Below are 24,450 nucleotides of genomic sequence, written 5' to 3' on the forward strand. Positions count from 1 at the left end.
TATATTGGGGAGGGAACTGGATTTTCTTGTTTCCCCCCTTTATAAGGGGGGATTAAGGGGGGTAAAACGCCTGTGGGATAAGCGTTTAGGCTTAAGTTGACACCAATGAGCATTGTTGTGCCCCTACCAACGTATTTGTATCATTATTAAAGTAAAACGGTATTAGGGGTATAGAGAAGACAAAAAAACAACCTCCAAAATCAAGCAATAAAATTAAGCAGCTTTCAACAACTCAGAATCATTAGAACAAAATGCTCTCTTGATTGAGTGGTCAGTGTTAGTTTACAGGAATAAATGTAAAAAGTTGGAGGCGATCGCTATGTTATCAGTCAGCGATGCAGAAGCAATTATTTTAAATTTAGTACAACCGTTGGATGATCAACGGGATACAGAAGTTGTCGATTTATTGACAGCCGATAGTCGCATTTTGGCAACGCCTGTCACCAGTCCGCTAGATTTTCCCCATTGGGATAATTCGGCAATGGATGGTTACGCAGTTCGCTACGAAGATGTACAGCACTCTAGCGCCGAACAACCAACGGTTTTAGAAATTGTTGAAGAAATTCCGGCTGGGTATCAGCCTAAGTCTACGATTCAGCCAGGGCAAGCAGCAAGGATTTTCACAGGTGCCCTGATGCCAGCAGGTGCGGATACTGTAATTATGCAAGAGAAGACACATCGGGAAGAAAACCGCGTATTTATCCTGGATGCGCCAAAACCGCAAGAATTTGTCAGACATAAAGCATCTTTTTATCAAGCTGGAACACAACTATTACCAGCAGGAATTAAGTTAAATGCCCCAGAAATTGCCGTATTGTCAGCAGCACAATGTCCGCAATTAAGTGTTTATCGTCGTCCGCGTGTGGCAATTTTTTCCACTGGTGATGAGTTGGTATCAGTTGATCAACCGTTGCAACCAGGGCAAATTGTGGATTCTAATCAGTATGCGATCGCAGCTTTGGTAAGACAAAGTGGGGCAGAACCATTAATTTTAGGCATTGTGAAAGATGATCCAGTTGCTCTGGAGAAAGTTATTACCCACGCCGTTGCGATCGCTGATATAGTTATCTCTTCTGGTGGTGTCTCAGTGGGAGATTATGATTATGTTGACAAAATTTTAGAGTCACTACAAGCAAAAATCCACATTCGGGCTGTACAGATAAAGCCAGGAAAACCCCTCACCGTCGCCACATTCCCCAGTAGAGAGGCGATTAATCCTACAGACGCGATTAATCGCGTCTCTACAAACTCCCCACTTTATTTTGGTTTACCAGGAAACCCTGCGGCTGTGCTGGTGACATTTTGGCGGTTTGTGCTACCAGCAATCAAGAAACTTTCGGGAATTACTGAAGGTTGGGAACCAGTATTTTTGAAAGTGCGATCGCATGATGAATTGCGATCGGACGGCAAGAATGAAACTTACCTGTGGGGTAAATTGCATTTAATTGACGGTGTTTACGAATTTCATAAAGCTGGTGGTAGTCACAGTTCCGGCAATTTAATTAATTTAGCTCAAACCAATGCCTTAGCTGTTCTACCTGTGGGTAAAACATTAATTTCCCCACAAGAAGAGGTGCAAGTTTTGCAGCTTGTTAACCAGACTTTTCACGTCATGTGGAAAAATCATCGAGTGACCTAACCCCCTAGCCCACTTCCCTCCTAGGCTATCCATTACCTGGATCTTTCTTAACATTTGCGTGAGCGATGGCTCATCAAATCCCGAAGCCTTAAAGCTACGTCGTCTCTTCCCAATAAAAGTGAGTTTTTATGGATAACAATAAGGGCTGATTTGTCAAGTTATCAAGAAAATCCAAGCCTTGTGAGCCTTATAAAATATGATAAAAAACCGGGAGCGGGTAAACCTGCTTTTTCACCCAGATGATGACCGCAACTTGATTTTTCAGCTGTGGCTTAATCGGGATGAAGCAATCAATAGTCAAGTCGTGTCCACTACCAATAATATAGAGTTACAAACACAATTCGCAATTGTGAACAAAAATTGGATTTTGTCAGATTTTTTTACCCCAAAATATGATGTTTACGCATTTCAATGCTAACTTCACGCGCATAGATGAGATAGTTCCTAATATATATAAGCTTTCTATCTCAGACAATAAAAAGTTCGTTTTCAGTCAATTCCTTATCCTTGATGAGCGCCCTATGCTTATTCATACGGGTCGCTCAAATTGGTTTGAGCAAACGTATCAGCTTGTTTCCTCTGTCTGCGACCCTTCAAAACTTCATTACATTGGCTTATGTCACCTTGAGGCTGATGAGTGCGGAGCGCTTAATCAGTGGCTTGAAGCGGCTCCCGAAGCCAAAACAATTGTGAGTCCTCTGAATCAATCGAACATGGATGACTTTGCGTTGCGACCAACAACGGTTCTTAAGAATAACAAAGCTCTTTCCTTGGGGAAAAGAGATATCATACTTATTGAAACTCCTCATTTTCCTCATGGATGGGAGGGTTGTGTATTCTATCAGCCGCAAGAGGAGATCCTTTTTTGTTCCGATCTTGCGGCTCATCCTGGTCAGTTCGAGGAGCCTGTTACCGAAAAGGATCTTACAGAATCTATCATTAAGTTTCAGCAAAAAGTCGGGTTTATGTGTGAAGGCAAAAGCTTCACTCGGGGGATTGAGGCAATAGAGAAGCTACCCATTAAGTACCTTGCAACAATGCATGGTTCTATTATTCACGGGGAGTCCATCTCGAAGCTTCTTTCAAAAATGAAGCGAACCTTTGGTTCTTAAGTTGATTGTAGCCGTGAAAAGTCAGGCTTGTTAACGAGTAATGGGGATTGGGGACTGGGGATTAAATTATTTGTTGATACTTAATGCCCAGTCTTAAAATATCTGCTCAAAAGCCTCAATTAGGCTGTTAACTTCCTCAAGGGTGTTGTAATGCACCATACTCACCCGAACTATTCCACCTTGCGATGCTAACCCCAGGTATTCAATCAGCCGTTTAGCATAAAAGTCTCCGTAGCGAATCCCAATGTAATGTTGATCAATTTTTGCCGGAATGGTTGAGCTATTTATTCCATCTACCACAAAAGATATAGTTGGCACACGGGATTGACGGTCAGCTTTTGATTGACCAATCACTCGGACATTAGATTTGCTGTTGAGGTAATTTAGGAGGCGATCGCTAATCTTTTCTTCATGTATGCTAATTAAATCAAACGCCTGCACCATTTGATTTCTCAAATCAGGTGCAGTTTGATTGCCGTAGTGCAATTGTGCTAACTCACTGAGATAATCACATAAACCCAACATTCCATAGCTTAATTCAAAATTGACATTCCCTAACTGAAATTTATAAGGTATATCTGTCTGTGCAATAAAATAATGGTTAAGACCAGGCAATCTTAATAAATGTTCTTCTTTACCATAAAGTAAGGCATGATGTGGCCCATAGACTTTATAGCAACTCAAAGTATAGAAATCAACATCTAAATCTTGCACATCAACTAATCTATGGGGTGCATAAGCTACACCATCCACACAAATCATCGCGTTGCGATCGTGTACAAATGCAGCAATTTCTTTGATCGGGTTGATGGTTCCCAAAACATTAGAAGCATGAGTCAAGGCTACTAGTTTGGTGCTATGACTCATCAATGGTTCTAAATCTGCTAAATGAAGTTCCAAGGTATCTGGGCGAATTTGCCAGACTTTAACCTTCATACCTTGTTTTTCAAGAGCGACCCAAGCACCAATATTAGCCTCATGGTCACAATTAGTAACAATAATTTCATCACCAGGTGTGAAGGTTTGACCCAGACAAATTGAGAGAACTTTCAACATCATTGTAGTAGATGGACCCATAACTACTTCTTTAAAAGAATTGGCATTTATGAAAGTAGCCATTCCCCTAGTTGCTAGAGCCAATCGTTCTCCTGCAAGTTCAGAAACTGCATAAGAAGCTCCCAACTGGACATCAGAACTTAGGAGATATTCACTAATTCTATCTACTACTTTTTTCAGAGTTTGTGACCCGCCAGCATTATCAAAAAAAGTCCATTCACCAGCTAGGGCGGGAAAATATTGACGAACTTTATCAAGATTCAGGAGCATAGTATAAGTTTTATGGAGAATGTTCTTTACCCTAGCTTACCTTTTGGCAAGTCGGACAAAGAGCATCTACATCCTCTTTTGGTGCTTACAGCTTGTTGTGTCAGCCTTGTGGCTCTGCAAAAATCTATCTAAAGGGGGGTATACTTGGAGACGTAAAGAGTAGTTTACTGACATATCTAACTTTCAGCAAGGGTTAATGTCTTGATTCTTCACAATTCTTCCCAATTTTATTTGATAAGTTTAAGGGAGAGTCAAAGCAACTATTGTTTGCATTCTTAATTCCTTGATTGAAAATAAAGGAACCAGCTATGAACACTACGGTTAAATACGACATTGAGGTTATCAAGGAAGAAGCACTTCAACTTGTTAAAAAGAGACTTGTTAACCGTCAGCAGCCAATTTATACCCTCTGTAAATATATTCCTGATTGCGACCGGGTTAATTTTGAGCTTGAATTAGAAAAAAACGAATTTCTACTCAGAGATAGAATTATCGACCTACTTAATCACGAATCGTGGCAAGACGATTGAGGCTGCATTTAGAAGGTGAACCTGATTAGCAGTATCCCAATCAAATCAAAATTAAAAATTAATTTTTTAGCAATAAAAACCCTCAAATTAAGTCGGGGGTTATAAACAAGAGGTTATTAAAGCAATAAATCTTGATGGATGCGTTAGATGCTTGAAAAGAGGAGAGAACCACCGCTAGCGTAGCAATACTTCTCTGTTAAAGAGGCTACGGTGTACAGATAGTTTATCGAATGCCGAAAGAAACCTCAAGAAAGGTTCTGCTACGCAAAACCTGTCCCTCTCCTTAGTAAGGAGAGGGATGTCTGTTAGGACAGGGTGAGGTTTTTGTTTTGGTTGACAATTTTTTCCCTTGTCTCTCCGAAGTTTTGGCTAATCCGGCTGATGAATATGGTTAGGAAAATTAATGTTAACTAAGGAACGTGGATTAAATAAAATGCAAAACTTCATCCTGTATCTAGCTTCCCTCTCCAGTATATCGGAGAGGGATTGAGGGTGAGGTAAGTCCCGGACATAAATTGTCTGTTATTTAATTCTTATTCCTAAAAAGGCGTACATTGCAGCATAAGCTTCCTTTTCAGTCAGATTGATACTCATTAATTACTTCCTTCTGGTGTAAGTAAGTTGGCGCGAAAAAACCCAAGTAGTTACGAAACGTAAATAGGCTTAAAGTCCTTACTAATGACCAATGACAAAGGACAAATGACAGCCTTCACCAGTTAGCTTTAATTGCGCCGACCTACTTAAGACTATTGTCAATCTTTGCTCCTCTGCTCCCTCATCCCATAGATTTTAAGTTCTCACAGCCTTTCATCCCAGAGGTAGACACGAACATTGTTATAGTAATTTACCATTGCGGGGGGAATGTACCTCACAAAACTGGAGACTGGAAATAAAAGTGAGGTCGTGACCTAACTAAATTTCTGGAATTCGTCATCATGTATGAACTAGTTCAAGCTGTCTTCAACGGTGATGAAAAAGCTGATCTACGTCAGTTGATTTATGCGTTGAGTGCTTCAGGTAAGCGTTACTTCCTGAGAAATGAGATTTTGCTCTTCTTTGCCGATTACTGCGATCAATCCCAAAAGCCAGCCTATTTTTACCACTCTTCTTCTGTTGGCAAACTGATACATTATACCCACGAAATAATTCTTGAAGAGGAAAGTATTTGGTTCGTGGTTCGACCTAAAATTGCTAACCAAGAAGCTTGGCAACTGACGGCCGACTTTAGTAGGTTCGAGCAGATAACGCTTCAAGCGCTGCTAGATGTGAGGGATCGCCTAGTCAACCGCTACCAACCCCACATCCTCGAAATCGACCTCCACCCCTTCTATGAGAGTTCCCTAAGAATCGACGACGCCAGAAATATCGGTCAAGGTTTAGCCTTCCTCAACCGTTACCTGTGCAGTAAATTATTGACTGACCCCGAATATTGGTTAGAAAAATTATTTCAAGGATTACATGGGCTGGAATACGATGGGATTCGGCTGTTGTTTAGCGATCGCATTCCCTCCGGTGTTCACTTAGCCAAACAAATTAAGGAAGCGCTCAAATTCCTCAGTCAGCTTGAGCCTGATGAACCATATCAAAAATTTAGCTTTGACTTGCAAGAACTAGGCTTTGAGCCGGGTTGGGGTAACACTGCGGCGCGAGTCTCCGAAACCCTAGAACTCCTCGACCGACTCATTTATTCCCCAGAACCTGGCATCTTAGAAGCATTTGTCGCCCGCATCCCCGTTGTCTTTCGCGTCGTCCTCGTTTCCATCCACGGTTGGGTGGGACAGGAAGATGTTTTGGGAAGAAATGAAACACTCGGTCAAGTTATCTACGTCCTCGAAGAAGCTCGCAGCTTAGAAAACGAACTGCGTGAACAAATCAAACTCGCTGGTCTTGACCTGCTGGGCATTAAACCCCATGTAATTATTCTGACTCGGCTAATCCCTAACAGTGAAGGGACATTATGCAACCTGCCCCTAGAAAAAGTTCAAGATACTGAAAATGCTTGGATAGTGCGCGTTCCTTTTGGTGAATTTAATTCAGAAGTTACTAACAATTGGATTTCTAAATTTGAGATTTGGCCTTATTTAGAACAATTTGCTTTAGATGCAGAAAGAGAATTAGTAGCTCAATTCCAAGGCAAACCTAATCTGATCATTGGTAATTATAGCGATGGAAATTTAGTCGCCTTTATCCTATCTCGCCGGATGAAAGTTACTCAGTGCAACATTGCCCATTCTTTAGAAAAGCCTAAATATCTATTTAGCAATTTATATTGGCAAGACTTAGAAGATGAATATCACTTCTCGGTACAATTCACCGCCGATTTGATTAGCATGAATGCAGCCGACTTCATCATCACATCCTCCTATCAAGAAATTGTCGGCACACCCGACACCACAGGTCAATACGAGTCGTATAAATGCTTTACGATGCCGCAGTTGTATCATGTGGTTGATGGTATTGATTTGTTTAGTCCTAAATTCAACTTAGTGCCGCCGGGAGTAAATGAGAATATTTTCTTTCCCTATAGCCAAAAAGAAGACCGAGATTCTAACCTTCGCACACAAGTTCACGACCTACTCTTTAGCCGCGAAGACCCTGAAATCTTTGGTAAATTAGATCACCCTAACAAGCGACCAATCTTTGTTGTTGATACCATCACTTCAATCAACAATCTCAGTGGTTTAGCTGAATGCTTTGGTAAAAGTCAGCCGTTGCAAGAGCGTTGTAACCTAATCCTGTTAAGTAGTAAACGGCATCCACATGAAGCAATAAACCGAGACGAAGCAGAAGAAATTCAAAAACTCTACGAGATTATTGATCAATATCATCTCAATGGCAAGATTCGCTGGGTGGGGATGCGTATCCCCAGCAATGAACTCGGTGAAGCCTACCGAGTAATTGCAGATTCTCAGGGAATTTATGTGCATTTTGCCCGCTTTGAATCCTTCGCACGGAGTATTTTGGAAGCGATGATTTCCGGCTTGCCTACTTTCGCTACTCAATTTGGCGGCTCTTTAGAAATTATCGAGAACCAAAAAAACGAGTTTAATGTTAATCCTACGGACTTAGAAGGAACAGCAAAGAAAATTTTAGACTTCCTTGAGCAATGCGATACTCATGCTGAACACTGGGACGAAGCATCAGAATGGATGAGTCAGCGAATTCATAACAAATACAATTGGCATTTACATAGCAATCAATTACTACTGCTTGCTAAAATGTTTAGTTTTTGGAACTTTGTCGCTCCCGAAAATAACGAAGCCAGAGATCGGTATATGGAAGCGTTATTTCATCTCATTTATAAACCTAGAGCGGACAAGATTTTGCAAAAACATTTGGGGGGGTGAGGGGGTGAGGGAGTGGGGAGTGGGGAGTGGGGAGTGGGGGATGAGGGGGATGAGGGGGATGAGGGAGATGAGGGGGACAAGAGAAATTAGAGACTCGTTCATCCAGTTCAGAACTCCGTTCATCCAGTTCGGAACTCCGTTCATCCACCTCGGAACTCCGTTCATCCACCTCGGAACTCCGTTCATCCACCTCGGAACTCCGTTCATCCAGTTCAGAACTCCGTTCATCCAGTTCAGAACTCCGTTCATCTAGTTCAGAACTCCGTTCATCCATTTCGGAACTCCGTTCATCCAGTTCAGAACTCCGTTCATCCACCTCAAAGACTCATCAACGGAGTTAAAAGACTCATTCATCTAACTCAAAGTCCCCAATCCCTAATCCCTATGCCCAATACTTCGGCAACGCCGCGTACAAGTGCTCCATTCCCGACTCCCCACTCCCTACTCCCCAATCCCCACTTTTTCTACACAGACTGGATAGTAATCGAAACCCAGTTTGACCCTAAGCAATTACACTCCAAAGAAACCGTTTTTACAATCGGCAATGGATACTTGGGAACAAGGGGCAGTTTTGAGGAAGGTTATCCTCATGCATCGCCAGCTACTTTTATCCACGGTGTCTATGATGATGTGCCGGTGGTGTACACTGAACTAGTAAATTGCCCTGACTGGCTACCCTTGGTAGTGATTGTGAATGGCGATCGCTTCCGTCTCGATCAAGGTGAGATATTGGGCTATGATCGGCGGCTTGATTTACGCCAAGGACTTCTCAGCCGTTTCTTGCGTTGGCGCTCTCCTAGTGGGAAGACCATAGACATTAACTTTGAACGCTTTGCTAGTCTTGCAGATCCCCATGTGTTGGGGCTACGCTGCCATTTAACGCCAATAGATTTTGATGGGTTAATCGAAATTCAAGCTAGTATCAACGGCTATCCAGAAAATCAGGGTTTCAATCACTGGGAAGGACTAGACCAGGGCAAGACTGACGAAGGAATCTGGTTGCAACGCTCCACCCGGAGTTCCCGAATTGAACTCGGTATGGCAGCTAAGGTGACAATATTAGGCACTGAAGCATCTTGGCAAGTCAGTACCGCACCTGGTTATCCGAGTTTGAGTACCACCTTCTTGGCGAAAGCCCAACAGACCATAACTGTAGAAAAAATCGTGACGGTTTTTACCTCGCGGGAGATTGAAGCACCAGTTGCAGCAGCTCAAGAAAAACTCGCGCACCTGCCAGACTACGCAACATTACTAAAAGCCAATGAACAAGCATGGGAGGAGGTTTGGCAGCAAAGTGACATTCTCATTGAAGGAGATAGCATAGCTACTTTTGCTGTTCGCTACAATCTGTTTCAGCTGTTGATTGCTGCTCCCCGGCATGATGACAGGGTGAGCATTGCGGCGAAAACTCTTTCGGGGTTTGGCTATCGCGGTCATATCTTTTGGGATACAGAAATTTTTATGCATCCGATGTTTCTGTTTACCCAACCAGCGATCGCTCGTAACTTACTCAGTTACCGTTGGCACACTTTAGATGGAGCTAGACGCAAGGCAGCCCATTACGGGTATAAAGGGGCAATGTTTGCCTGGGAAAGTGCTAATACCGGAGATGAAGTCACACCACGTTGGGCTATCGGCAGTGATTTTTATGGTGAAGATGTGCGGATTTGGTGCCGCGATCACGAAATCCATATTAATGCAGATATCCCCTACGCCATTTGGAATTATTGGCAAGCCACTGGTGATGATGATTGGATGCAAAAGCGTGGTGCAGAGGTGATCTTGGATGCGGCTATCTTTTGGGGTAGCCGAGTCGAATTTAATCCTGAGCGCCAAAAGTATGAAATTCGGGGAGTGATTGGAGCGGATGAATACCATGAATTCGTCCACAACAACGCCTTTACAAACCGCATGGCGCAATGGCATCTAGAGAAAGCGATCGCAGTCTATGATTGGTTGGCTGACAATTTCCCCGAACGAGTCACCGAACTAGAAGAGAAATTAAAGCTGACCTCAGAGGAGCGATCGCACTGGGAAGATATCATCGCCAAAATATTGTTTCTCTATGACCCATCAACAGAACTAATCGAGCAGTTCGAGGGATTTTTCCAATTAGAAGATATTAACTTAGCAGACTATGAACCACGCGATCGCTCCATGCAACCGCTCTTGGGTATTGAGAAAACCAACAAATGTCAAGTCCTTAAGCAACCAGATGTATTAATGCTTCTATATTTAATGCGAGAATCAGCAGATTTTCCCTACAACGAAAAAGCATTGCAGACAAGCTGGGACTACTACGCACCCCGCACCGATATTACCTATGGTTCGTCCCTTGGGCCAGCCGTTGAAGCCATTTTAGCTTCAGATTTGGGCAAATCAACCGAAGCTTATGAACTATTTATGCGGGCGTTAATGGTGGATCTTGATGATAACCGAGGTAACACCAGCGATGGAATTCACGGCGCTAGTGCTGGTGGCATTTGGCAAGCTGTAATTTTTGGCTTCGGCGGCATCCAACTAACTGAAAATGGCCCGGTAGCCAACCCCCACCTCCCCCCAGGCTGGACGCGCCTGAAGTTTAAACTGCACTGGCGCGGGAAATGGCACGACTTCGATCTGCATGAAGAACCAGTTGCGAAGGAGGCAGGAGAGAAGACGCAGCAGGCAGGAGACAGGAGGCAGCAGACAGGAGACAGGAGGCAGCAGACAGGAGATAGGAGGCAGCATACAGGAGATAGGAGACAGCAAACAGGAGACAGCAGACAGGAGGCAGGAGACAGGAGGCAGCAGGTAGGAGACAGGAGGCAACACGCAGGAGTTAGTACTTATTCTTCCTTATCCCCCTCATCTCCCCCGGCTCCCTCATCTCCCCCTGCTCCCTCATCTCCCCCCACTCCCCACTCCCCACTCCCCACTCCCCACTCCCCCAACATCCAAGGATTCATCTTCGACCTAGATGGTGTGCTGACAGATACAGCAGAACTTCACTATCTAGCTTGGAAAAAGCTAGCAGATGAAGAGGGTATACCATTTAATCGGGAGGCTAACGACGCGCTGCGGGGTGTATCCCGTCGTGCTTCCCTGATGCTGATTCTTGGAGATAGACCGTATTCGGAAGCGCAAATCCAGGAGATGATGGAGCGGAAAAATCGCTATTATGTGGAATTGCTGCAAAACATGACAGCCAAGGATTTGTTACCAGGTGCGATCGCTCTCTTGGATGAACTGCGGCAAGCTGGAATTAAGATCGGTATTGGTTCAGCTAGCAAAAATGCCCAGACAGTGATCGAGCGATTGGGCATTGCTGACAAAGTAGATGCGATCGCAGACGGTTACAGTGTAGAGCAACCTAAGCCAGCACCCGACCTATTTCTGTATGCAGCCAAGCAGCTAGGAATTGAACCAGGGCAATCTGTAGTTGTAGAAGATGCCGCAGCCGGTGTTGACGCGGCTCTAGCTGCTGGTATGTTGGCAGTAGGACTCGGCCCGGCTGAACGAGTTGGAGCCGCTCATGTTGTTTTGCCCAGTCTAGAAGGTGTCAAATGGGCAGATTTAAGAGCCAAATTAAGCAAAATTCCCAGACAAAACCAGTGAAGTACCCACCAGTGTATTGGCATCCCCATGCCTAACTGACTTTTCACGGTATCTGGAAAACCTCAGTTCTATTTCTGTCTCCTAAAAGGCTACGGTGTACACACAAGTCTTGTCAGGTTGCCCCACAGCCTTTTGATCCCCCCAACCCCCCTTAAAAAGGGGGGCAAAAAACTCTCAAAGTCCCCCTTTTTAAGGGGGATTTAGGGGGATCTTACGATGTTTTGCATAGTGTGTAGAGATGTGTGTACACCGTAGTTATAAAGGGGAGGGAACTAGATTTATTGTTTCCCCCCAATATATCGGGGGGATTAAGGGGGGTAATTCGACTTGTGTGTAAAATGCCATTGTCAGTCGATGCAATGCCATTGTCAGTCGATGCAATGCCATTGTCAGTCGATGCAATGCCATTGTCAGTCCATGTAATGCCATTGTCAGCTGATGTAATGCCATTGTCAGCCGATGCAATGCCATTGTCAGCTGATGTAATGCCATTGTCAGCCGATGCAATGCCATTGCAGGTCAAGAGACTTGTCTGTACACCGTAGCTCCTAAAAGGAGAGGTCAGGTGACATTACAGCAGAAATCATATATTTGAACCACATCTGTCGTAGGGGCACAGCAATGCTCATTGGTGTCAACTTAAGGTTAAAAGGGCGGTTAGAAACCGCGTCTACACAGGCAAAACCCACCTTCGTGGGTTAAGAACCCTTGATTTTGCATTAGTCCACGAAGGTGGACTTTGTTTGTGTAGCCGCGAATTCCATTCGCCCTGGCTCTAAGTTGACACGCATGAGCTTTTTCTGTGCCCCTACCGCGTGGTCTATTTGCCTGAAAATAGCTGTAAGAGTCATGCGAGGTTCAAAACTGATGAACTCCAAAAGCTAAGATCGTCCTAGTAGGGAATTTCAAATAAAACCCAACTTTATTAGGAGTAACAGCGTGAATGTGGACGATTTAGCCTTACAGTTAGAGAATATGCATAAGCGCGTCGCCCATTTGCAACGCCAGAGTGAACAGCAAAAAGCACAGAAAGATATTGAACTCCTCACCGAAGTATTCCAAGAAATCCACCTAGCTTTGGAAGAACTGCAAATAGCTAATGAAGACCTACAGCAGCAGAATGAAGAATTATTCAACGCTCAACAGGATTTGGTGGCACAACGTCAACGCTACCAAGAACTGTTTGAAGAAGTACCAGACGCTTATTTGGTAACTGATACCAAAGGGGTAATCCAGGAAGCTAATTCTGCCGCCACTACCCTACTAAACATTTCTAAGAGTTTCCTTTTGGGCGAACTCCTAGAGATTTATGTGCTTGAGAAAGAGCTGATTGATTTTCGTTTGAAACTGACTCATCTGCGCGATCGCACCGAAATCCCAGACTGGAAAATCCAAGAGTGGGAAGTCAACCTGCGACCACGTAACAGAATGCCGATTATTGCTGCCGTTAAGATGGTTGCTATCCGTAATCAATATAGTAAGTTAGTCGGTCTGCGCTGGCTATTCCGGGACATTAGCGAAAGCAAGCGAATCCAAGCCAAGCTGCAATGTGCAGAAGAGGCGATGGGACAAGCGCTTGCCAAAGAAAGGCAGTTTAGTGAACTGAAATCCCGCTTGCTCACCATCACCTCCCATGAGTTTCGCACCCCTTTGGCAACCATCCACTCTTCTGCGGAACTACTAGAACATTATCGCCATCTCTGGAGCGACGAACGACAACAGACCCACCTGCGTCGGATTCAAACATCAGTTATGCACATGAATCAGTTGTTGAATGATGTATTGGTGCTGAGTCAGAATGAAACAGGCAAGTTAGAGTTGAATCCAACACCCCTGAACTTGGTAGAATTTTGCCACGAGATCTTAGAAGAATTACAACAGAGCGATCGCTCACAACATGCGATCGCTTTTAGCGGCGAGTGCCAATGTACGTCAGCTAACTTAGACGCTAAACTACTGCGGCAAATTTTGAGTAATTTATTCTCGAATTGTCTAAAATACTCTCCCATTGGTAGCACAGTTAAGTTTTCTGTCACCACTGCCACCGATCAAGCTATATTCCAGACTCAAGACTCTGGTATTGGCATTCCCCCTTCTGACATTGAACACATTTTTGAACCCTTCCATCGCGCCAGTAATGCCAGCAATATCCCAGGAATGGGATTGGGGATGTCCATCGTCAAGCAGGCTGTAGATTTACATGGCGGCGAGATTATTGTCGAAAGTGCGATCGGCGCGGGAACTACCTTTACAGTCATTTTGCCATTTTCGATAAATTTGCATGTATAGCAACTTGCACTCAGAATTCAGAATTCAGGAGTCAGGAGTCAGGAGTCAGGAGTCAGAATTCAGGAGTCAGGAGTCAGAATTCAGGAGTCAGGAGTCAGAATTCAGGAGTCAGGAGTCAGGAGTCAGAATTCAGGAGTCGGAAGTCAGGAGTCGGAATTCAGGAGTCAGAATTCAGGAGTCAGGAGTCGGAACAATAAAGTCGGAAATAATCAATCATTTTTCTTTATTGAATTCAAAACAAAATATAATTGCTTTTATGCTAGAAGGTCTTTAAACTATGGTTAATCGGTCAACAATAAGTTGATTGTAAAGTTTTTCTTAACAAGTAGCTTAGGGAAACGAACTCAAAGACTTTGTATCTTTAAATGTGAGTTAAAAATATTACGACTGTGGTAATCTCTAACAAATCAGAATACGCGCTTCTAGCCCTGTTAGAGTTGGCAAGCTGCTACCCTAAGGGTGAAGCCCTGCAAATTCGAGAGATAGCGGTATTGCAAGACATCCCGAACCGCTATTTAGAACAACTCCTGGCAACATTAAGGCGTGGAGGTTTAATTAAGAGTATACGCGGAGCCAAAGGTGGCTATGTTCTGGCACGAGATCCCCAGAAGATTACAGTATTGGATGCTTTTAGCTGCATGGAAGGGTCAGATATTGTTGTCTCTACTTCTGAGCCGACTCCCAACACGGTAGAAGGTGAGCTAATTCAGGAAGTCTGGCAGGAAGCACGTCAGGCTGCTAACTCGGTTTTGGAAAAATATACACTCCAAGACCTTTGCGATCGAAGATCAATCCGAAAACAGAAGGAACTGATGTATTACATTTAGGGTAACAAACCATTGGGAACTCTGTAATCTTCTGGAAAATTACAGATGTAACAGCTTATCCCGATTTAAAAAGTCTTTCTTTTTCATAACTGAGATATGCCTTTTGTTAGAAGGATAATTATCTTTTTATAGTTAATCTTTATTTGTACTCAAAAAAACAAGCTAATTGGCATGATAAATTTGATTTCTAGGACGATTGGTAACATCAGTTCCCTGCTTAAAGGACTTCAGATAAAGGGTTTTTTGGCTGTTGTCGTAGTTGGTTTTCTAGTGCTGACGACGAATGTTAGTTATGGTCATAATGACAAAGCATTAGGTGAGAGAGTCCGCGAACAGGTACAGCAAGATGATTCTCAAAGACCAAAAACAATAGGTGAGTGGAATAAAGAAGCTCGCCAAACGGAAGGTTCTCCTGGTAAACGACTTCAGAAGATTGGTGAAGAGTCAGCAGAAGCCTTTAAACAATTTGGGTCCGGGTACGTAGAAGGTGCTCAGAAAACTGCTGGTGATGTAGGGGACAGTGCAGCAGAGACAGCCAAAGATATCTCTAACAAAATTGGACGCTAAATACCTTACAATCTTACAGTTGCCAGCGAGTACTAATAATTTTTCCCCAATAAATGAGTCTCAATAGGGGCGCTGGTGTCTAACCACCAAACTCTTCTAATACTTGGGTAACGCGCTTACTCTTGCTGATGACAGATTATAGCGTTTCTCAGTTCGATAAAATATAGGTCTTTTGTAGGGTAGCACAGATCGCTGTGCTACCCTACAATTTACTGTACTTCACGCCTTCAATATCTTGGGCAGAGTGTATGACCATTTTTTGAATTCAAAATTAGGATGAGAAATAATTTTGAATTAATCCAGGACTTACGCATTGACAGACATAACCAAATGTGAATTACCTCTCGTTACAAGGCAGAGCCTTGTAATGCTCTTGTGGGAGGGCTGCTGCCTCCTGTCAAACTGGGAGGCAGCAGCCCTCCCAGCGATCACATTCCCAGGCAGCAGCCCAGGAACGAGGCAGGGCAAGACTTTTATCTGAATAAGCTTTGTATGCACATAATACTCAATTTGTAAAGTGCGTAAGTCCTATAATCAATTTTGGGTACAAGCCCCCACTCATTGATTCTGACTTCTAAATTCTGACTTCTAAATTCTGACTCCTGAATTCTGAATTCTGAATTCTTCTTCAAGAAACTTCTATATCTTGCAGCTTTGCGACCATTTCCGCACGCGCCGAAACCTTCAACTTCCGAAACATCCTCTTCAAAGCTTGTTTGACGGAATTTTGCGTAATCCAAAGTTTTTCCCCAATTTCTGCGTTCGTTAACCCCTGCGCTACCAACTCGGCAATTTCTAACTCACGCGCTGTTAGAGGATTTACGATCAGTGAATTGGATGTTTTTGGTTTTGTCCGTAGAGTCGCCATTTTTGCTGACAAATGAATGCATAAGGCGCTCAAGTCAGCTAAATCGTTGCCATTAAAAGCCGGATTTCCCTTGTCACGAGCTAAGTTAAACGTTCCGACAAGACTACCATTGCAAACAATTGGCCCAGTCATTACGTGTTCGTGATCGGAACGTGAGCAAAAATGCTTCCAGTCTGCTGGTGATAATAATAACTGCTCATGGGCGGGAGCATGACGCTCAACCACGTAACGCCCGACTGGATTGCTTTCTAAGCATACTGCCGGAATACCCTGAACATCAATATCAGTGGTTGGCTGCTCATTTAGGAAATAAATACCCCAATTTTGCACGCCAAAATGTTCGCCAATTTTATCTGTGAGAGCTAGTTTTAATTCTTGCTCATTTTGGACATTAGCGATCGCATGAAATACGGCGTGGAGAGAATTAGCCATAAGTGTACCCAGTTGGGGACTATCCAAGCCTCAACAATTACTTCTATGCTAATACCAAGATAACTAAAACGCTAATTTACAGTAGCGACTAGGAGAAGCACATGACAGTTACACAACTCTCTGCTCAGGAACTTTTCCGGGCTGCTTATGAGAACCGCTATACTTGGGACAAGAATTTCCCCGGTTATACCGCAAATATTACCTTTAAGCATGACGATCAAGTGTTTACAGGCAAAGTTATCATCAACGCCAATCTCAAAGCCGAAGTTTTGGATGTAGATGACGAGTCAGCCAAGCAAGCAATTCATGGTCAAGCTTGGGAAATAGCAATTCACCGTATCCGCCGCAGCTTTGAAGACACCCACAGCGCCAATACGTTTAGCTATGGTAAAACTGATGAAACTGGTGCGGTTGAGCTTTTAATGGGTGGTAAGGCTGAGGGCGATAAATACAAAGTCCGCAACAATGAAGTCTGCCATGTTCACCGTCTAATCCACGGTACTTTCGTGACAATTGACACCTTTAGCAGCCACGACACCGGGGAAGGTTACTTGTCTCACAGCTATGACTCTGTGTACCATGACCCCAAAACTGGGGAACAAAAGGGCGGTAGAAGCGAATTTATCGATGAGTATGAAAAAGTTGGTGACTATTTCATCCTAAATCGTCGGGAGATTCGCACCGAGACAGCAGGACAAGTATCTATTCAGGAATTTGTCTTCTCTGATATCAAATTATTGGAACCTGTTGCAGCTTAAGCTGTTTTCTGGATTATAAATAAAAGCGATCGCTCCCTTCAACTAAAGAGCGATCGCTTTTATTTGTTGGAAGTCCCAGTATTTCACACTCAGTTAAGGTGCAAGGGCATTACCCCGAATTAAGCTACCAATGGTTTTGGCAGTAATTTTCAGTTGGGTGATCGGATTAGCTGGGACAACCGTCTTATACAGATAGCTATCGAATGTCAATCGCTGCACATCGAGGTCATCGCACATTTCCACAAACGCCTCGCGGGTAGCGTTAGAACGATAGAACACGCTTTGCAAAATGTCCAGCACCTTGTAAGTAAGTCCGTATCTTTTATCCCAACGTTTCAGATAAACCTTGAGGTCATCTTCCGTAGGAATACGGCTACCACTGTTAGATGTTTCTACAATGGTTTCAGCACACATCCGCCCAGATTTAGCGGCAAAATAAATACCTTCACCAGAGGACTTGGTAACGTAACCAGCAGCATCACCCACCAAAGCGATGCGGCCGACAACACGACGGGGACGAGGATGTTCAGGAATGGGATGGGCTTCGACTTTAATGATTTTACCACCTGCCAGCTTCTCGGAAGCACGGGCACGGATACCAGCTTGTAACTGTTTGATGCTGGCTTTATTGATGTGCATTGTACCAGTACCGACAGCTACGTGGTCATATTTCGGGAAAACCCAAGCGTAGAAATCAGTAGAAACGTCATCACCGACATACATTTCGGCGAGGTCGTTATAGTACGCCATTTTGTCTTCGGGTAAGCGAATCCGCTCTTGGAAGGCGATCGCATAATTATAATCCCCAGCGTCCATTTCTTTCGCAACGCGGGAATTAGCCCCATCCGCCCCAATAATTAGATCCACCTTCAGGGTTTTGGCAATACCCTGTGATATACCATCTGTGTGGTCAATGTAATGAATGGTATAAGGGTCAGTATTGTTTCCTGGTATATCGAGTTTATGAACAGTAGCATTAATTAAATTTGCGCCGACTTTTGCCGCGCGATCGCGCAAAAAGCCATCTAGCACTTCCCGGCGGCACATTCCTATATATTCATCTTCATTTACCAGATTGATATCAACCTCACGATTGGAAGGCGAAATCATTTTCATCTTCCGTACCCGGCGATCGATAATCTCTGGTGGGAGGTCAAATTCACTCACCATACATAGGGGAATTGCTCCCCCACAAGGCTTTGCATTGTCTAGCTTCCGCTCAAACAGGTAGGTTTCAATCCCAGAGGCTGCCAGCGTTTCTGCGGCAGATGAACCAGCAGGGCCTGACCCAATAACAGCAACCCGTAGTGTCAAAGGTCTTTCTCCCAAATCTTCACATTTACCGAGAGCATACTATCACGGTCTTTCGGCTGATTTGACGCTTTACCTTCAGGTTTCTGTTGAAATGCAATATTCCTTAATGTTTCGATACGAATGGGGAGTAGGGAATAGGGAGTGGGTATTGGGAAGAATAAAGAATATTGCCTAGTCCACAGTCCTCAGTTCCAAAATATGCAGATTTCCTTCTTGGATTCTTTTACTAGACAAGTTAGTGCTGCCGCAATTACTGGATATCAAAAGCACATTTCTCCACACAAAGGTTTTGCTTGTGCCCACAGAATACTATATAGCGGCGAATCTTGCTCTCAATACATCAAGCGGGTAGTTGCCAAGGAAGGGTTAAAAGCAGCTTTTGTTAATTCCCGTGAACGATTTCAGGCTTGCAAGCAAGCTAAGCAAATTTTGCGATCGCAAACTGAGAACTCAGAAGAATCGACAGAGGAGGAAGCAAAAACGCAGCAACGACAACAAGCATCTGGTAAAGTTGCTCAAAAATCCTCATTTATTAGCAGCGACAATACTAACTGTTGTGATTGTGCTGATTTGGGCTGCAATTGTGCCAATCTGGTTAGCATGACTCCTGATTGTGGTTCCCTAGATTATTGTGGTTCCCTAGATTGTAGTTGTGCTGACTGTAGCTTCCTCGATTGCGGCAGCTGCGGTAGCTAAATCTTATTCTTCGATAGATAACTATTGGGGCTTAGACAAAAAATACAAAAAAAAGAGCCTAAAATCTATATACAGAGAGACTTTGACCTCGTTTTGCCTAGTTTCTTGATATATCTGGGTTTCAAGCATTATTGAGCATTTGGTGTATTTCCCTTACCCTACATGGGTTTGAGGCTTGTTTCTCCCTCTAAAATGTTTAACAAAGTATGTGTTTTGTTTAATTCCCCAGCAAGACAGGCAGCACGAATTGAAGCCTAATTGAAATCCCCCGAAGTAATGCGAGTCGGAAACCGTCCCCACAACAGCACTCAACTCTTAGAGACGCAACGCGTTCGTCACAAAACTTAATTACGAATTACGAATTATTTTAGAGATAACTAATCATGACCACTCTAGTTCCGAAAACTACAAGTTATATTGTCATAGTTGAACAAGCTGATAACAATTTATCAGCCTATGTCCCCGATCTATTGGGATGTGTCACTACTGGAGAAACGATCGCAGAAATCGATAAAAATATTAAAGAGGCGATTACTGGGCACTTAGAAGTAATGCGAGAGTACGGCGATCCTATTCCTGAACCGTCCTATATCTATGAACTTGATAGTCCCGCAAGTATTATTCTTCAAGTAAGTATTCCTATTGGTCTTTAATCTTGACCCTTGCAATACATTTATCCGTTGCAGAGGTATAGTGGCAGTGGGCATAGTAGTTGAGAACACAACCACTACAAAATAATTTTTGTAATCCAACCCAATTACTACCCTTAATATTAATCGTTGTAAGGTTGTGGATCGAGAATCTCTATATCACCAAGTGAGACTTCCCTGAGTCCTCCAGTTGGATATAAGTCTTCTGGATTGAGAATTTCAACGATTATTTTAGAACCCTGACTACCCAATTGATATCCACCAAAAACTGCATATTCACCTGTACTCTTGATTCTTAAAATTAACTTGTAAGCTTGTCCTGAAGTTCTAACAGCTTTGTACTCTTTACCTAACATCTGTTTCTCCTTATTCAAAAGTTCTTTCAGCAATTTTGCAGCCTGATCATTACCTTTTGGTAGAAATTTTGGCAACCAGTATGAAGCCTTACGTACTTGCTGAGGGTGTTCTGATAATTTGTCAGATAGAATGGACATAACACGTCGGAAGCCAAGACGCGGGAGTAAATACTTTAGCCAAAGTTCTATTTCACTAGCATTTGCTTCTGCTACTCCTCGCTCAAGCAGAATCTCAAAGTATTTTTTATTCTTCAGTACGGCATTAGCTAACTTTAGACCAATGAGAGAATCACGATCTAAGATCGCGTTTATTTCATTGAACTGAACTTCCTCCGGTAAACTCATCAGCCTCCGTTGTAAAGCCTTATAGTCTTCAAAATTTTTATCAGTAATAAATCGGTTAATCATATTGGGAGCATCTCAGTGAAGGCAAATATACCAGATGAGAAACAAGATTCTTGCTCCCTCTCCTTACCAAGGAGAGGGTTGGGGTGAGGTTTTACAAGGCTTTTTACACTCATTGAGATGCTCCCATCATATTCTTTGTACTTATTAATATCTGATACCATTTATGATTCGATATTAATTACACCCCAATGTTACCAAATACCATCTTCTATCTATCATGGGGGAGGCGGTTTTATCTTAATTATTACCAGGGATTCAATTGAGACTAATTAGACTTTTGAATTGACCTGACTCAAAAAGTTCTTGAGGTAGTAAATCTGCGTTACTCATCGATTCAGCACCAGGTCGATAATGTCCAGATTCATTAGTCCACTTGCGGAGGATTCCTCTATTATTGCGTCCTGAAAAGTAGAGCCGACCAGCGTATTTTACATCCTCTCCCTTTGCTAAATCTATATGACCAATGGCTCTATCTGCAACCCTAGCGCTGGCTCTACGAATAAACACTATTCCCTCTAGAGTGACAATAAAATTATAGACTCCTGATGCGGTGCGTTCTTCGCGTTTGTATGTAACCTCTCGCCATTTTCCTTCCTTGAGAACAAGCCGCGATCTTTGAATGATTCTTGGCGAGTCTTGGGGAAACAGGTTAGGGAATTTCTTCAACCCCAAGGCTCCTCACACTTTGCTCCTCATTGTAGCTTCCTCGATCGCAGCAGTTGCGGTAGCTAAATCTTGTTCATCTCTAAATAATTATGTATGGTATATGTAAGACACAGTAATCCTAGCAAGGATCTGTAGATTTAGTTGCAGAGGTATAGCAGTAGTGGGCATAGTAGTTGAAAACGTCTCCAAACAATTCGGGAGTTTCAAGGCAGTTGATCAGGTCAGCCTGGAAATTAAGAGTGGTGCGCTAGTTGCGTTGCTCGGTCCATCTGGATCAGGTAAATCTACGCTACTACGGTTAATTTCAGGTTTAGAAATGCCTGATAGCGGCAAAATCCTGCTTACCGGTAAGGACGCTACATACCAAAGCGTGCAAGAGCGAAATATTGGGTTTGTGTTTCAACACTATGCCCTATTCAAGCATTTAACTGTCAAGCAAAATATTGCCTTTGGCTTAGAAATTCGCAAGGCACAGCCAAAGAAGATTAAGGGGCGGGTAGAACAGTTACTAGAATTGGTGCAGTTGACTGGACTAGGCGATCGCTATCCATCACAACTTTCTGGTGGTCAAAGACAACGGGTAGCATTAGCAAGGGCACTGGCAGTAGAACCTGATGTATTACTGCTAGATGAACCCTTCGGCGCACTTGATGCAAAAGTCCGCAAAGACTTACGGGCATGGTTACGCCGCCTCCATGATGAAGTTCATGTTACCACAGTTTTCGTCACCCATGACCAAGAGGAAGCAATGGAAGTCTCCGATGAAGTTGTGGTCATGAATAAGGGGCGTGTCGAACAGGTGGGGACACCATCAGAAATTTACGATAATCCTGCCACCGCATTTGTGATGGGCTTCATCGGCCCGGTGAACATATTGCCCAGCACTTCCAGGATTTTTAAAAGTAGCGGATTTGATGCGCCACACCCACAAGTGTTTTTGCGCCCGCAAGATGTGATTTTTGAAAAAGTTGCCAACGATGCCACTACACCTGCAACGGTGAGCCGATTGGTACATTTGGGTTGGGAAATTCAGGTGGAATTAACTTTCGATGATGGACAAGTGGTGATGGCGCATTTAACACGCGATCGCTTTAATGACTTAGGGTTAGAAGCGAAACAGCGAGTGTATGTGAAGCCAAAAGATGCGAAGTCCTTCCCACTGTCTTATTCAGTTTAGTTAGCAGTACCGAAATTCTAAACCATTTACCTACATCTCTAAATATTCTGGGTTTATAGTCAAAAAAGACTTGTTCGCGGATATTCTCCGCGAACAAGTCTTTTTTGTGCAAAGTCCAAACTTTCTATATGCAACGCTATATCTGTCTCGACTAACAACGAGTAAAAGTAAACTTAATTTGATAGCCCTGAGCGATTAGAATTTTGGTTTGCTGCCCCGCAGCTAAACCTCTGGCACGCGCTATCAAATTTGTGTTGATGCCGAAAACCGAATTCACTGGGTTAGCACAGGCGTCTATTGCATCTGGTGTAATAGCTACATTTTTTAACCATCCATTTGAAAAGCCAGACGGGAAGTTTGCGTTTGGATCATTACTAGAATTTGGAACATTTTTGCCTTGAAACACTAATGTAACTTTTAGGTCAGCACTGCCTCCCTTAGGCACATTTGCAAAGCCAACATATCTGATGTTAATGGGCTTAACTTTATACCCCTTAGGCACATTAAGACCAATTCTCAGATTGCAAGATTTGGATACAACCTTAGGAGATACAGCTACAGCCTCAAATGAAGGTAAAGTTACAAACAGAGTATCTACTTTCAAATTTGCTTGGGAATTTCCCGACGGGCAGCCATTTCCGAAAAGAGTTACTGGAACTTTTTGAAACTGAAATCCCTGTGTTTGAGCCTGTGCTTGAGATAAACCCACAACATTTAAATTCAGCATCGTCAAACTGGAAATAAGACCACTTAAAACTTTCATTTCTTTCATATCCAATAAGGTTGTCAGTACTATTTATTCTAAAGATAGATAGTCAAAAATTTCCTCAGAGAGATTACAAGAAATCTTTTGATAAGTTGGTAAAGCCGCTTTAGAGGCATCAGCTTTTGTAAAAACTTAAATGCAAAACTTACTATGCATTTAAAAAACCTAACAAGGGTTAAAATCAAACTTGATTTGGAACAATACAGAACCGATTGTTGTGTCGATTGTATCAATTCGGATTTGGGTTTCTAGTTGTGGTTGATTTAGAGGTATATTTTTTGGAGCTCTTGCTGTCAGAGTTGTATTGATACCAAAAACCGAACTCACTGGTTTTTTACACGCATTTATTGTCTTTAATGTAATACCTATATCTTTGCTCCAAACATCTGAGAAGCCAGGGTCAAACCTTGCGTTTGGATCATCGTTAGTTGGAACTTCTTGACCTTGAAAGAGTATTTTAACGTTCACGTTAGCACTCGCTTTGTTAGGTACATCTGCAATAGGTACATCTGCAAAGCCAAGATACTTGACGTTAATCGGCTGAACATTAAATCCAGAAGGTACATTTAGACCGATCCGCAAATTGCAGGATTTTGATACAACCTTAGAAGGTGCAGCTACAACTTCAAACTCAGAAAATGTTATTGAAAGGGTATCTCCATTGAAAATTCCCTGTGCTTTTCCCGGTGGGCAACCATTTCCTGCAAGAGTTACTGGAATTTTTTGAAACTCAAATCCTTCTTGTGATTGAGACTGAGCCTTTACCTGAGATAAACCAACAACATTTAAACTCAGTAACGTCAAACTGGAAATAAAAGCACTTAAAATTTTCATATAAGGACTCCGCGAAAATATGTAATTTCCTGTGTACATTAGCTGCAACTGAAAATTCCCTAAGATACTTCTAAAGAAAGGAATTTTACCCAGGGGACTAGCTGGGGTTTAGGGATTTATAGCAATTCTTAATTGGGTGCAATACGCTCTGGTTAAGGGGGACAGAAATAGGAAAAAACAAGGAATTTCTGGCTCTGAAATTATTTATCAGCGTATTTCATTTATTTGAGAATTGCCATTTGGTTGTCAATACTATTTCTTAAGAAAGACACCGAAAGATATCTTCAGAGA

The 24,450-nt window shown here is 43.0% G+C and carries 22 protein-coding genes; 14 read left to right on the forward strand and 8 right to left on the reverse strand.

The window, feature by feature from the left end:
- Positions 1-319 precede the first annotated feature (319 nt).
- Together V7K27_RS24715 and V7K27_RS24720 are read left to right on the forward strand one after the other, a co-directional pair.
- On the forward strand, positions 320-1,639 hold the full coding sequence (locus V7K27_RS24715; protein ID WP_334950807.1) for a molybdopterin molybdotransferase MoeA: 1,320 nt from the start codon (positions 320-322) through the stop codon (positions 1,637-1,639).
- A gap of 392 nt (positions 1,640-2,031) precedes the next feature.
- Positions 2,032-2,751: a hypothetical protein gene (locus V7K27_RS24720; RefSeq protein WP_334950809.1), complete on the forward strand. Its 720-nt coding sequence runs from the start codon at positions 2,032-2,034 to the stop codon at positions 2,749-2,751.
- A 93-nt stretch (positions 2,752-2,844) separates the two neighbouring features.
- On the opposite strand, the gene V7K27_RS24725 is transcribed toward V7K27_RS24720, so the two are convergent.
- Complete coding sequence (locus tag V7K27_RS24725) at positions 2,845-4,077, reverse strand: cysteine desulfurase-like protein (protein WP_334950810.1); 1,233 nt, start codon at positions 4,075-4,077, stop codon at positions 2,845-2,847.
- Positions 4,078-4,385: 308 nt separating this feature from the next.
- On the opposite strand from V7K27_RS24725, the gene V7K27_RS24730 reads away from it, so the two are divergent.
- Positions 4,386-4,607: a DUF4327 family protein gene (locus V7K27_RS24730; RefSeq protein WP_334950811.1), complete on the forward strand. Its 222-nt coding sequence runs from the start codon at positions 4,386-4,388 to the stop codon at positions 4,605-4,607.
- A gap of 935 nt (positions 4,608-5,542) precedes the next feature.
- Positions 5,543-7,954 carry a sucrose synthase gene (locus V7K27_RS24735; RefSeq protein WP_334950812.1) on the forward strand — a complete coding sequence of 804 codons (2,412 nt, stop codon included), beginning with the start codon at positions 5,543-5,545 and terminating at the stop codon, positions 7,952-7,954.
- On the opposite strand, the gene V7K27_RS24740 is transcribed toward V7K27_RS24735, so the two are convergent.
- A complete protein-coding gene (locus tag V7K27_RS24740; protein ID WP_334950813.1) occupies positions 7,914-8,270 on the reverse strand; it encodes a hypothetical protein in 357 nt (118 codons plus the stop codon). The two genes, V7K27_RS24735 and V7K27_RS24740, sit on opposite strands and share 41 nt — an antisense overlap.
- Positions 8,271-8,338: 68 nt before the next feature.
- On the opposite strand from V7K27_RS24740, the gene pgmB reads away from it, so the two are divergent.
- From pgmB to V7K27_RS24770, 6 genes are all read left to right on the forward strand, one after another.
- Positions 8,339-11,551, forward strand: a complete 3,213-nt coding sequence (gene pgmB / locus V7K27_RS24745; protein ID WP_334950814.1) for a beta-phosphoglucomutase — start codon at positions 8,339-8,341, stop codon at positions 11,549-11,551.
- A 338-nt stretch (positions 11,552-11,889) separates the two neighbouring features.
- Positions 11,890-12,096 (forward strand): hypothetical protein, encoded by a 207-nt coding sequence (locus tag V7K27_RS24750; protein WP_334950815.1) that lies wholly within the window; start codon positions 11,890-11,892, stop codon positions 12,094-12,096.
- Positions 12,097-12,490: 394 nt separating this feature from the next.
- Positions 12,491-13,840, forward strand: coding sequence for a PAS domain-containing sensor histidine kinase (locus V7K27_RS24755; RefSeq protein WP_334950817.1), 1,350 nt, complete (start codon positions 12,491-12,493; stop codon positions 13,838-13,840).
- Complete coding sequence (locus tag V7K27_RS24760) at positions 13,833-14,114, forward strand: hypothetical protein (RefSeq protein ID WP_334950819.1); 282 nt, start codon at positions 13,833-13,835, stop codon at positions 14,112-14,114. Before V7K27_RS24755 ends, V7K27_RS24760 begins: the two co-directional genes overlap by 8 nt.
- Positions 14,115-14,229: 115 nt before the next feature.
- A complete protein-coding gene (locus V7K27_RS24765; RefSeq protein WP_334950821.1) occupies positions 14,230-14,667 on the forward strand; it encodes an RrF2 family transcriptional regulator in 438 nt (145 codons plus the stop codon).
- Between the two features lie 171 nt (positions 14,668-14,838).
- Positions 14,839-15,234, forward strand: a complete 396-nt coding sequence (locus V7K27_RS24770) for a hypothetical protein (protein ID WP_334950823.1) — start codon at positions 14,839-14,841, stop codon at positions 15,232-15,234.
- Between the two features lie 628 nt (positions 15,235-15,862).
- On the opposite strand, the gene V7K27_RS24775 is transcribed toward V7K27_RS24770, so the two are convergent.
- Positions 15,863-16,534 (reverse strand): LuxR C-terminal-related transcriptional regulator, encoded by a 672-nt coding sequence (locus tag V7K27_RS24775; protein WP_334950825.1) that lies wholly within the window; start codon positions 16,532-16,534, stop codon positions 15,863-15,865.
- Between the two features lie 101 nt (positions 16,535-16,635).
- Here V7K27_RS24775 and V7K27_RS24780 point away from each other — a divergent pair, with 101 nt between their 5' ends.
- A complete protein-coding gene (locus tag V7K27_RS24780; protein ID WP_334950827.1) occupies positions 16,636-17,292 on the forward strand; it encodes a DUF3386 domain-containing protein in 657 nt (218 codons plus the stop codon).
- Positions 17,293-17,385: 93 nt separating this feature from the next.
- On the opposite strand, the gene chlP is transcribed toward V7K27_RS24780, so the two are convergent.
- Positions 17,386-18,606 (reverse strand): geranylgeranyl reductase, encoded by a 1,221-nt coding sequence (gene chlP / locus V7K27_RS24785; protein ID WP_334950829.1) that lies wholly within the window; start codon positions 18,604-18,606, stop codon positions 17,386-17,388.
- 198 nt (positions 18,607-18,804) lie between these two features.
- On the opposite strand from chlP, the gene yidD reads away from it, so the two are divergent.
- Both yidD and V7K27_RS24795 read left to right on the forward strand, forming a co-directional pair.
- Positions 18,805-19,302 (forward strand): membrane protein insertion efficiency factor YidD, encoded by a 498-nt coding sequence (gene yidD, locus V7K27_RS24790; RefSeq protein ID WP_334950926.1) that lies wholly within the window; start codon positions 18,805-18,807, stop codon positions 19,300-19,302.
- 383 nt (positions 19,303-19,685) lie between these two features.
- Complete coding sequence (locus V7K27_RS24795) at positions 19,686-19,955, forward strand: type II toxin-antitoxin system HicB family antitoxin (RefSeq protein ID WP_334950831.1); 270 nt, start codon at positions 19,686-19,688, stop codon at positions 19,953-19,955.
- Between the two features lie 119 nt (positions 19,956-20,074).
- On the opposite strand, the gene V7K27_RS24800 is transcribed toward V7K27_RS24795, so the two are convergent.
- Both V7K27_RS24800 and V7K27_RS24805 read right to left on the reverse strand, forming a co-directional pair.
- Positions 20,075-20,716, reverse strand: a complete 642-nt coding sequence (locus V7K27_RS24800) for a hypothetical protein (protein WP_334950833.1) — start codon at positions 20,714-20,716, stop codon at positions 20,075-20,077.
- A gap of 255 nt (positions 20,717-20,971) precedes the next feature.
- Complete coding sequence (locus V7K27_RS24805; protein ID WP_334950835.1) at positions 20,972-21,388, reverse strand: hypothetical protein; 417 nt, start codon at positions 21,386-21,388, stop codon at positions 20,972-20,974.
- Between the two features lie 154 nt (positions 21,389-21,542).
- On the opposite strand from V7K27_RS24805, the gene V7K27_RS24810 reads away from it, so the two are divergent.
- On the forward strand, positions 21,543-22,559 hold the full coding sequence (locus tag V7K27_RS24810; protein ID WP_334950837.1) for a sulfate/molybdate ABC transporter ATP-binding protein: 1,017 nt from the start codon (positions 21,543-21,545) through the stop codon (positions 22,557-22,559).
- Positions 22,560-22,710: 151 nt separating this feature from the next.
- On the opposite strand, the gene V7K27_RS24815 is transcribed toward V7K27_RS24810, so the two are convergent.
- Positions 22,711-23,331 carry a DUF4360 domain-containing protein gene (locus tag V7K27_RS24815; protein ID WP_334950839.1) on the reverse strand — a complete coding sequence of 207 codons (621 nt, stop codon included), beginning with the start codon at positions 23,329-23,331 and terminating at the stop codon, positions 22,711-22,713.
- A gap of 159 nt (positions 23,332-23,490) precedes the next feature.
- The gene (locus V7K27_RS24820; protein ID WP_334950840.1) at positions 23,491-24,159 is read right to left on the reverse strand and encodes a DUF4360 domain-containing protein; all 669 of its coding nucleotides are present in this window, start codon (positions 24,157-24,159) and stop codon (positions 23,491-23,493) included.
- Positions 24,160-24,450 lie beyond the last annotated feature (291 nt).

The sequence above is a fragment of the Nostoc sp. genome (genome assembly GCF_036919575.1).
GTDB lineage: Bacteria > Cyanobacteriota > Cyanobacteriia > Cyanobacteriales > Nostocaceae > Nostoc.